At 45.1% G+C, this 2,801-nt stretch carries 1 protein-coding gene; it reads right to left on the bottom strand.

All coding sequences use genetic code 11. The annotated features are described in order from the left end of the window. Positions 1-132 precede the first annotated feature (132 nt). Positions 133-2,364: a lytic transglycosylase domain-containing protein gene (locus V7D75_RS06135; protein ID WP_333613832.1), complete on the bottom strand. Its 2,232-nt coding sequence runs from the start codon at positions 2,362-2,364 to the stop codon at positions 133-135. Positions 2,365-2,801 lie beyond the last annotated feature (437 nt).

Genomic DNA, 2,801 nt, shown 5'->3' with positions numbered 1-2,801 from the left:
GCAAATTGCTTTTTTTAATCTATAGCAGAAACGTAAACATGGATTTGTGAAGCGGTTACTGCTGTTAAACTAGCGCCATAAAAAAGCCATTAACAGCGAGCGATTAATGGCTTTTTAAGAGAATAAAGAGAATTAGAAGGCGGCTGGAATGGTTCCCATGCGCTGACTAATAGGCTGACCGCGACCCAGCAAACTGCTATAGATGGTGGCGTTTTCCATCACGTGCTTGACGTAATTGCGCGTTTCAGGAAAGGCAATTGACTCGACATATTGGTCGGCCGCAAGTGAGCCATAAACTGGCTGCCAACGTTTGGCATTGTTGGGTCCGGCATTGTAACCCGCTGTGGCCAAAACTGGCTGGCTATTCAATTTACCAAAGATATCGCCCATATACCATGTGCCATAACGAATATTGGTATCACCACTATTGGCACGGCTAGCGCTATAAGTTTCGCCCAAATTACGTGCGATATATTTAGCGGTATCAGGCATGACCTGCATCAGTCCGCTCGCGCCAACGTTTGAGCGCGCCGACGAGACAAAACGACTCTCTTGACGCATGATGCCATACGCCCATGCCGGATCGATACCTGCCGACTGGCTGTAGCGTACGACCGCCGATTGATGCGGCATCGGATGTGATAGAGCCAAGTTATTTACTGTCTCAGTATTATCAATGGCATAAATTGCTCGATCGAGCCAACCGATGTCATACGCTTGACGCGCGGCCGCAATAATCAAATTATTATCGCGATTGTCACGCGCTTTTTTCACCGCCCAGTTCCACTCGCGATTGGCATAAGCGCGGCTGGCATCGGCGTTATATAAGGCAAATGCCCGTGCAAAGTGCGGGTTTTGCATGACGCGGGCACGATCGGTGCTACTAACGTTAGGCAAATTACTGCCACCTAAGCGGCTGGCATCAAAACGTTGACCGACTTTATCCTTGGCCATCAAACCATAGTATTCATTGCTTTTTGCAAGATTTTGATACATTTTTTTGGCAGTGTTGCGTTTGTTGGCATCACTTGATTGCTCATAAGCACGCGCCAACCAATATTGCCATTGATTGGTTTTTTGCGTTTCAGCATCCATTTTCGAGATGGCTTCGACCACATCTTCCCAACGACTAAAACGAATCGCCGCCATGGCATAATATTCGGCTTCTTCAAAGCTAAAATCATTATCTAAGCTATTACGGAACCAATCGACCGCTTCCACATTAAAACCATCGTCAGTATTGTGGTTCATACGCTGAACGCCAAGAATGCGATAAGCATAGCGACGGGTGTCATCATTTAATAACTTCGCTGCGCGCTGATTGTCTTGTTTCACATCAAAATCTAATTGTAGCGCTGCCTCACGGTAAGACTTTTCTGCCAAGCGCCCCATGGCATACAAATACAGATATTGATTCATCTGGCTGTTTGGCTCGCGAGCAAAACGGCTAAAAAATGCTGAGGGATTGAGCTGAATTTCACTTAACGACGAGTAAGGAATCGGTGTACCCAACTTTGATGACAAAGCCATAATATCGCCGGTCTTACCTTTACGCAGCATACGTTTAAGGCGCGACACCCTATCTTGGTTGCTAATCAGCGCGTTATTATTCATCTCTAGCGCCAATTGATCACACAGCGCTGGCTGTTTTTTGGTGGTTAGCCAGACATCAGACTTAGCCGCCATCGCGCGCATGCTATCGCCGCCATTGTTAAAACCAAGGGCAACGGCGCACTTTTCACTGTCATCAGCATTGGTAATGAGATTTGCCACTTGACGTACGGCGGCATAATCATTGGAGCCCGCTTTGGTTTCTGCAAAATCGGCAACCAGCTTTTCTGCCATTACCGTCTCTGGATACTGGCGGGCAAACTGTGTAACCGCCGCTGGGCTTTGTGAGTTTAGGTCCAAGTTCATACGCCAATAAGGCGGATACATGGCAAATAGACCGCCACTCATCTCCTGCTCATAATTATAAAGCGCGTTGACATCACCGCGTTCTGCTGCAATTGCCGCTGCTGTAAATGAGCTTGCGCCACTATCCGCTTGGTAACCGCTGTTTGCTTGATAATTGCTGTTTGGCTGCGAGCTTGGCGCTTGATAGTTATCAGGTTGATAGCTTTGTGGTTGATAGTTGTCCGGTTGGTAGCTGCCTTGTTGCGGATAACTATTGACATTACTACTGGTATTATTACCCCAAGTAAGCTCAGCATAAGCCCCTTGTGACAATGCCAGCGCCCCCATCGCCGTTGCCACACTCAGCACACTGGTTTTTAACATCGTTGTTTTATGATTTTTAGGCATATGATTTTGATAATTGGCATCTTTATCCTTGATACTTTGAGCAACTTGCGGCTTTGACATACGGACTCTCTTTATAATAAGTCTAAATAATTTGGCTAAATAAACAGTTTAAATCTAGGCTTGAAATAGTATCTTTCACCCTGCTTAAAATGCTCATTTAAACAATAGTGCGGATATGATTGTCTGCATCATACTATACTCGTTGCACATTCAACCATCAGCTTTACTTTTCGTTAATAAATTGGATAGCCATGCGTAACACAAAGGTGTTACGGCGCTTTTACTAGGCTTAATTGGGCTAAAAGCCTTTATCTGAGTGATGGTAATAGATAAGCAATTGATACTATTATAAATAATCAAATGGCGTGAACAGTTTAAGCCCATGCTAACTTTTCACATTGATGCCAGATTATGATAAAATACGCCACCGGTTAATCGCCTACCCCGCTATATTTTTAGTCAATCATGGACTTCGCTTATGAGTGTTACTGTATTTA

It is taken from the genome of Psychrobacter sp. (genome assembly GCF_036731945.1).
GTDB lineage: Bacteria > Pseudomonadota > Gammaproteobacteria > Pseudomonadales > Moraxellaceae > Psychrobacter.
This window is presented reverse-complemented; position numbering and strand designations above follow the sequence as displayed.